Raw genomic sequence first — 6,782 nt, forward strand, 5'->3', positions numbered from 1 at the left:
GTACGGCCTGGCCGGCCGCCCGGAGGCGGCGGGCGACCCGGACGGCGTCGGGCCGGTCACGCTGGCCACCGGCCGGGACACCACGCGCTACCTGCGCGGGCTGCTGGCCGACTGGAACGCCGAGCACCCGGAGCAGCCCGCCGAGCTGGTCGAGCTGCCCGAGGCGGCGGACGAGGTGCACGCCCAGCTCGCCGGGGAGCTGGCGGCCGGCGGCAGCCGGTTCGACGTGCTCAACCTCGACGTGGTGTGGACGGCCGAGTTCGCGGCCCGGCGCTGGACCGTGCCGCTGGACGGGTCGGACTTCGCGCTGGACAGCTTCCTGCCGCCGGTGGTCCGGACCGGCCGCTACGACGGAGCGCTGTACGCGGTGCCGTTCGTCGCCAACGCCGCCCTGCTGTACTACCGCAGTGACGTGCTGGCCGCCGCCGGCGAGCAGCCGCCCGCCACCTGGGACGACCTGGTGCGGCAGGCGAGGACACTGGCCCCCGCGCACGGTCTGTCCGGGTACGCGGGCCAGCTGAGCCCGTACGAGGGGCTCGCCGTCAACGCGCTGGAGGCCGTCCGCTCGGCCGGCGGTGACCTGCTGGCCGGTGACGGGTCGGTGGTGGTCGACAGCCCGCAGGCCCGCGCCGGGCTGGAGTTCCTTGCCGGGGGCGTGCGCGAAGGCTGGATCGCGGCGGAGGTGCTCGGCTACCGCGAGGAGGAGTCCCGCGAGGCGTTCGGCCGGGGCGGCCTGCTCTTCCTGCGGAACTGGCCGTACGTCTACCACGCGGTCGGCGCGGCCGGTTCGCCGGTGGCGGGACGGTTCGGCGTGGTGCCGCTGCCCGGCCCGCACGGGCCCGGCAGCGGTGTGCTGGGCGGCTCGGGGCTGGCGGTCAGCCGGTTCTCCCGGCGCCAGCGCACGGCGCGGGCGCTGATCGCCTACCTGACGAGCCGTCGGGCGCAGTACCGCGTGCTGACCGACGGCGGGCTGCCGCCGGTCTGGGCGGACCTCTACGCGGATCCGGACCTGGTCGCCCGGTTCCCGTACCTGCCGGTGCTGCGCACGGCGATCCTGGCGGCCGGGGCGCGTCCCGGCGTGCCGCAGTACCAGCAGCTGAGCCTCGCGTTCAGCGAGACGGCGTTCGAGGTCGTGTCGGGCCGGCGGACCGCCGAGGCGGCGCTGCCCCGCCTGGCCGCGGACCTGCGCGCCATCGTCGGCTGAGCCGACGTCTGCGGGGAGCTTCGTGCGGGCGCTTCGCCCCCGTCCGGCCGGCCCTACCCGCCGGTACCTAACATGTATCTATTCCTGAGCGGGTACGTCATCCCGTAACTCCTGGGAAACCTCACCAAACAAGGGCTTAACAGCGGACGTCTCCGCCTGCTATACCTAACGCGAATGCATAACCGTTGGAGTAGCGAGATGCCCAACCCCACCCTCCCCGACGGCGACGCGGTCACCCTGCCGCGCGCTCGTCGGCACGCCCCCACCACCCCCGCCGCCCGTGCCTGGTGGCGCGACGCCGTGATCTACCAGATCTACGTGCGCAGCTTCCGCGACACCGACGGCGACGGCGTCGGCGACCTCGCCGGCGTCCGGGAACAGCTGCACCACGTGCGGCAGCTGGGCGCCGACGGCGTCTGGCTCAACCCGTTCTACGTCTCCCCGCAGCACGACCACGGCTACGACATCGCCGACCACTGCGCCGTCGACCCGGCCTACGGGGACCTCGCCGAGTTCGACCGCCTGGTGGCGGACTGCCGGCTGCTCGGCCTCAAGCTGGTCCTGGACGTCGTCCCCAACCACTGCTCCAGCGAGCACCCGTGGTTCCTGAAGGCGCTGGCCAACGGACCCGGCAGCCCCGAGCGGGCGCGGTTCCACTTCGCCGACGGGCGCGGCGAGGGAGGGGAGCTGCCGCCCAACAACTGGCGGGCGATGTTCGGCGGCCCGGCCTGGTCCCGGGTCACCGAGGCCGACGGCCGGCCCGGCCAGTGGTACCTCCACCTGTTCACCCCGGAGCAGCCGGACTTCAACTGGCGCAGCCCCGACGTCGCCGCCCACTTCGAGGAGGTGCTGCGGTTCTGGCTGGACCGCGGCGTCGACGGCTTCCGGATCGACGTGGCGGCCGGGCTGTACAAGCACCCCGAGCTGCCCGACTCGCCCGACCCGGAGGCGGACGAGCGCACCCGCGACTCCGTCAACCCGCTGGCCTGGAACCAGCCGGAGGTGCACGGGGTCTGGCGCCGGTGGCGCGCGATCTGTGAGGAGTACACGGCCCGCGACGGCCGCCAGCGGCTGCTGGTCGGCGAGGCCTCGGTGCCCACGCCGGCGGAGCAGGCGCTGTACGTGCGCCCCGACGAACTGCACCAGGCCTTCTTCTTCCACCTGCTGCACGCGCCGTGGGACCTCGCGCACTTCCACCGGGTCATCGACGACGCCGTGCGGGACATCGCCGCCACCGGTTCCACGGTCACCTGGGTGCTCAACAACCACGATCAGGTCCGCACGGTGAGCCGGTTCGCGGGGGAGGATCCGGCCTCCGGACCCGCCCGGGCCACGGCGGCCGCCCTGCTGATGCTGGCCCTGCCCGGCGCCGCCTACGTCTACCAGGGCGAGGAACTCGGCCTGCCCGAAGTCCTCGACCTGCCCGACGAGTCGATCACCGACCCGATCTTCCGCCGCACCGGCTCCCGGACCGGCATCCGCGACGGCTGCCGGATACCGCTGCCCTGGTCGGGCGACACGGCCCCGTTCGGGTTCAGTCCGCCGGACGGCCCCGCCGCCCCCTGGCTGCCGCAGCCGGCCTCCTTCGCCGCGCACACGGCCGAGCGGCAGCGGGCCGACGCCGGATCCGTCTACCACCTGTACCGCACCGCCCTGCAGCTGCGCCGTGAACTCCCGCAGCTCGGCGAAGGCACGCTGCGGTGGCTGGAGACCCCGCCCGGCGTCCTCGCGTTCGTCCGCGGCGAGGGCCTGGTGTGCGCCGTCAACTTCGGCGACACCCCCGCGCCGGCCCCGGTCACCGGTCCGCCGCTGCTGGCCAGCGGCCCGTGCGGTGACGGCGTCCTGCCGCCCGCCACCACGGCCTGGTGGATCAACTCCACCTCCACACAGCCACTCTGACGACAAGTCACTGCCTCGTGAACCCCACCCACCCCACGAAGGAAGACCCGACGATGAGACTCCGCCGCATCCTCCCCGCCCTCGCCGCCTCCGTCGTGCTGGCCGCCACCGCGACCGCCTGCGGCAGTGGCGGCGGCAGCACCGCCACCGACTCGGCCACCCAGGAACTCAAGGGCCAGACCCTGACCGTCGCCGCCGTGTGGAGCGGCACCGAGCAGGAGAACTTCAAGAAGGTGCTGGACGCCTTCACCGCGAAGACCGGTGCCACCGTCAGCTACACCTCCACCGGTGACAACCTCTCCACCGTGGTCGGCAGCAAGATCGAGGGCGGTGACCCGATGGACGTGGTCATGGTCGCCCAGCCCGGCGTCATCAAGCAGTTCGCCGACAAGGGCTGGCTGGCGCCGCTCGCGCCCGCCGTCACCGAGGCGGCGAAGAAGAACTACGCCGGCATCTGGTCCAGCCTCGGCACCGTCAACGGCACCCAGTACGGCCTCTACTTCAAGGCCGCCGACAAGTCGACCGTCTGGTACAGCCCCGCCGCGTTCCAGAGCGCCGGCGTCCAGCCCCCGGCCGACTTCGAGGGCCTGCTGAAGGCCGGCCGGACGCTCTCCGACTCCGGCACCCCGGCCTTCTCGGTCGCCGGCCAGGCCGGCTGGCCGCTGACCGACTGGTTCGAGAACGTCTACCTCTCCCAGGCCGGACCGGAGCTCTACGACAAGCTCACCCGGCACGAGATCCCGTGGACCGACCCGTCGGTTTTCAAGGCCCTGACCACCCTCGGCAAGGTCTTCGGCGACAGGCAACTCGTCGCGGGCGGCGGGCAGGGCGCCCTGCAGACCGACTTCCCCACCTCCGTCCAGCAGGTCTTCGGGGCGCAGCCCAAGGCCGCCATGACCTTCGAGGGCGACTTCGTCGGCGGCGTCATCGCCTCCGAGCTGAAGAAGCAGGTCGGCACCGACGCCAAGGTGTTCCCGTTCCCCGCGGTGGACGGCGGCAAGGCCCCGGTGGTCGGCGCCGGCGACGCGGCGGTCGTCCTCAAGGGCGCCAAGCACACCGAGGCCGCCCAGAAGTTCGTCGAGTACCTGGCCGGCCCCGAGGCCGCGGCCGTCTGGGGCCGGGCCGGCGGCTTCATCTCGCCCAACAAGGCGGTGGACCCCGCCGTCTACCCCGACGACACCACCCGGCAGTTCGCCAAGTCGGTGATCGACGCCGGCGACGCGTTCCGCTTCGACATGTCGGACCAGACGCCCGCGGCGTTCGGCGGCACCGCCGGCCAGGGCGAGTGGAAGGACCTCCAGGACTTCCTCGCCAACCCCTCCGACGTCCAGGGCGCCGCGGCCAGGCTCGAAGCCGACGCGGCCAAGGCCTACAAGGGCTGATCCGCCATGTCTCTGCGCCCACCCCGCAGGGACCGGGCCTCCGGTGGCGCCGTCCGGCGCCACCGGGGCCTCGCCCTGCTCTTCGTCCTGCCCACCCTGCTGCTGCTCGGCGCCCTCGTCGTGTACCCGATCGGCTTCTCGGTGGCCCGCAGCCTCTTCGACGCCTCCGGCCACCGCTTCGTCGGGCTCGACAACTACGGCACCGCCTTCACCGACCACGCCACCCTCACCGCCGTGCGCAACAACGCGATCTGGGTCGCCGTCGCCCCGGCCCTGGTGACCGCGGTCGGCCTGGTGTTCGCGGTGCTGACCGAGAAGATCCGCTGGGCCACCGCGTTCAAGCTGCTCGTCTTCATGCCGATGGCGATCTCCTTCCTCGCCGCCGGGATCATCTTCCGCACCGTGTACGACGCGGACCCGCAGCGCGGCGTGCTCAACGCCGCCGCGGTCGCCGTCCACGACACCTTCGACGACCAGGCGACCTACCCGGGCGCCCGGCCGCGCGCCGGCGTCGGCCTCGACCAGGCGCAGGGCGGCGACGTCAGCGCGCCGGCCGCCACCCGCGTTGTGCTGCTGCCGATGGTCGGGGTGCAGCCCGGCGCGCTCCCGGCCACCGCCCGGACGGCCCGGGAGCCGGCCGGCGGGGACGGGGTCAGCGGCACGGTGTTCCTGGACTTCGTCCCGGGCGGCGGCGGCCGCCCCGGACAGCTGGACGCCGGCAAGAAGGGCCTGCCCGGCATCGAGGTCCGGCTCCGGGACGACGGCCGGACGATCGCCACCACGACCACGGCCGACGACGGCACCTTCCGGTTCGCGGCGGCTCCGTCCGCCACCACCTCGGTCGTCCTGCCGGCCGCCGACTTCGCCGCCCCCTACCGCGGTGTCGACTGGCTCGGCCCGGCCTTCGTCACCCCCGCCATCATCGGCGCCTACACCTGGATCTGGGCCGGCTTCGCCATGGTCGTCATCGCCGGCGGACTGGCCAACCTGCCACGCGAGACCATCGAGGCGGCCCGGCTCGACGGCGCCGGCGAGTGGCAGATCTTCCGCCGCATCACCGTGCCCCAACTCGCCCCGGTCCTCGGCGTCGTGTTCATCACCATGGTCATCAACGTGATGAAGATCTTCGACCTGGTGTACATCATCGCGCCCGGGCCGGTGCAGCAGGACGCGAGCGTGCTCGCGCTCCGGCTCTACCTGGTCTCCTTCGGCGGCGGCAATGACCAGGGCCTCGGCAGCGCGCTGAGCGTCCTGCTGCTGCTCCTGGTCGTCCCGGTGATGCTGCTCAACGTTCGACGCTTCCGAGGGAGCCGCGCATGACCACCACCCAGGCGGCCCCGGCCGCCGCCCCCACCACCACCGCGCCGCGGCCCGCCGGCCGGCCCGGCCTGCCGCTGACGGCCCGGCTCGCCGCCCTCACCCGGAGCGGCCTCGTCCAGACCGTGCTGATCGTGGCGGCCGTCGCCTGGCTGGTGCCCACCGTCGGCCTGCTGGTCTCCTCGCTGCGGCCCAAGCAGCTCGCCGCCACCGGCGGCTGGTGGACGGCGCTGACCGAACCCGCGCAGCTCACCCTGCAGAACTACACCGCCTTGCTCGGCGGCGGCGACGTGCCCAAGGCGCTGTGGAACACCGTGCTCATCAGCGTCCCGGCGACCCTGCTGACCGTGGCGCTCGCCGCGGGCGCCGGCTACGCCTTCGCCTGGATGCGCTTCCCCGGCCGGGACGCCGTCTTCCTCGGTGTGGTCGGCCTGCTGGTCGTGCCCGTCCAGGTCGGCCTCATCCCGGTTGCCAAACTGGAGGGCGCCGTCGGGCTGTTCGGCACCATCCCCGGCGTGGTGCTGTTCCACGTCGGCTACGGGCTGCCGTTCGCGGTGTTCCTGATGCGCAACCACTTCCTGGAGATCCCCGCGGAACTCCTGGAGGCGGCCCGGGTGGACGGCTGCGGGGAGTGGCGGATCTTCCGTACGCTCGCCCTGCCGCTCGCCGCGCCGGCCGTCGCCTCGCTGTGCATCTTCCAGTTCCTCTGGGTCTGGAACGACATGCTGGTCGCGCTGATCTTCGCCGGCAACGACTCGCAGCCGCTGACCGTCTACCTGCAGTCCCAGATGCGGCAGTTCGGCAGCAACATGGACATCCTCGCGCCCGGCGCGTTCCTGTCCCTCGTGGTTCCCGTCGCGGTGTTCCTCTGCTTCCAGCGGTTCTTCGTCCAGGGGGCGATGGCCGGATCCGTGAAGTGACTCCCCGCCGGGGAGCGGTCCCCGCACGCGGCGGCCGGGGGGCGGGGGGGCGGCCGCCCG

Annotated in this window: 4 protein-coding genes and 1 pseudogene; all 5 read left to right on the top strand. The window is 73.3% G+C overall.

What is annotated here, in order from left to right:
• Positions 1-7: 7 nt before the first annotated feature.
• The 5 genes and pseudogenes from ABZ885_RS32680 to ABZ885_RS32700 all read left to right on the top strand — a co-directional run bounded on the left by ABZ885_RS32680 (position 8) and on the right by ABZ885_RS32700 (position 6,722).
• On the top strand, positions 8-1,204 hold the full coding sequence (locus ABZ885_RS32680; RefSeq protein WP_360196737.1) for an ABC transporter substrate-binding protein: 1,197 nt from the start codon (positions 8-10) through the stop codon (positions 1,202-1,204).
• 198 nt (positions 1,205-1,402) lie between these two features.
• Entirely contained in the window at positions 1,403-3,103 is a 1,701-nt protein-coding gene (locus tag ABZ885_RS32685; protein ID WP_360196728.1) for a glycoside hydrolase family 13 protein, read from the top strand.
• A 53-nt stretch (positions 3,104-3,156) separates the two neighbouring features.
• Positions 3,157-4,485 (top strand): extracellular solute-binding protein, encoded by a 1,329-nt coding sequence (locus ABZ885_RS32690; RefSeq protein ID WP_360196731.1) that lies wholly within the window; start codon positions 3,157-3,159, stop codon positions 4,483-4,485.
• Positions 4,486-4,539: 54 nt separating this feature from the next.
• Positions 4,540-5,805, top strand: a pseudogene (locus ABZ885_RS32695) (sugar ABC transporter permease); the annotation flags it as partial.
• On the top strand, positions 5,802-6,722 hold the full coding sequence (locus ABZ885_RS32700) for a carbohydrate ABC transporter permease (protein WP_360196734.1): 921 nt from the start codon (positions 5,802-5,804) through the stop codon (positions 6,720-6,722). The pseudogene ABZ885_RS32695 and the gene ABZ885_RS32700, both read left to right, overlap by 4 nt.
• Positions 6,723-6,782 lie beyond the last annotated feature (60 nt).

The organism is Kitasatospora sp. NPDC047058 (assembly GCF_040643935.1).
GTDB lineage: Bacteria > Actinomycetota > Actinomycetes > Streptomycetales > Streptomycetaceae > Kitasatospora.

Coding starts and splice junctions, on each gene's coding strand:
- ABZ885_RS32685 (WP_360196728.1), top strand. CDS start 1,403: ATGCCCAACCCCACCCTCCCCGACGGCGACGCGGTCACCCTGCCGCGC.
- ABZ885_RS32690 (WP_360196731.1), top strand. CDS start 3,157: ATGAGACTCCGCCGCATCCTCCCCGCCCTCGCCGCCTCCGTCGTGCTG.
- ABZ885_RS32700 (WP_360196734.1), top strand. CDS start 5,802: ATGACCACCACCCAGGCGGCCCCGGCCGCCGCCCCCACCACCACCGCG.